This is a genomic window from Vibrio sp. 1078-1 (genome assembly GCF_033340475.1).
The window spans coordinates 1-841 of record NZ_JAWOWM010000186.1 but is presented as its reverse complement, the minus strand read 5'-3'; the positions used below and the strand labels follow the sequence as shown (position 1 = coordinate 841).

Here is an 841-nt window from a genome sequence, read left to right as displayed (position 1 = left end):
CGAACATCAATATCGTTGCCTTGCTCGTCCACGCCAGATACGTAGCGCATCCAACCTGCAATTGCTGTTGCCAACCAAGAGAAGTTAGAGCCTTGAGCAAGGTGGAATCGTAAGCTGCCACCCATGCGTTGCGGGATCTTCTGGCTGCCATCCATCGCGATTTGCCATGTTTTGTGTTTCAAACTTGGGTTGGTGAAGCGCTCGATAAGCAGTTTAGCGTAGCCTTCTAAATCGGTGCCTTCTGGCATGGTCAGCGAAGGGGCTTGTGCTTGCATCATCATGTCGAATGCCGCTTTGCGGTAGCCTTCGTCTGTCATGGTGTCAGAGATATGCGCGTAACCACCAAGGTAGCCTAGGTAGGCTAGGAACGAGTGGCTACCATTTAGCATGCGCAGCTTCATTTCTTCGTAAGGCACAACGTCGGCAACAAATTCTGCGCCAGCCACGTTCCAATCTGGACGACCAGCTACGAAGTTGTCCTCGATAACCCATTGACGGAAAGGTTCACAAGCGATGCCACATGGATCTTCACAGCCAAGCAGATCGGCGATTTCGCTAAGTGTCTCTTCTGTGGCTGATGGCACAATGCGTTCAACCATAGTGCAAGGGAAGGTGACGTTGGTTTCAATCCAGTCGCGCAATTCAGGGTCAAGCAGTTGAGCGAATTCCAGTACCGCTGCTTTTGCTACGTGACCGTTCTCTTGCACGTTATCGCAAGACATCACGGTAAATGGCGTTAGGCCGCGTTCACGACGTATCTTCAGTGCTTGCACGATGTAACCTAGTGCCGATTTTGGCTCCGTTGGATTGGCAAGGTCAGCAATGACTAGCGGATTGTTTT

1 pseudogene is annotated in these 841 nt (G+C 51.2%); it reads right to left on the bottom strand.

Annotation, left to right across the window (positions count from 1 at the left end):
- Positions 1 to 841: pseudogene (locus tag R7190_RS26475) on the bottom strand (fructuronate reductase); the annotation flags it as partial.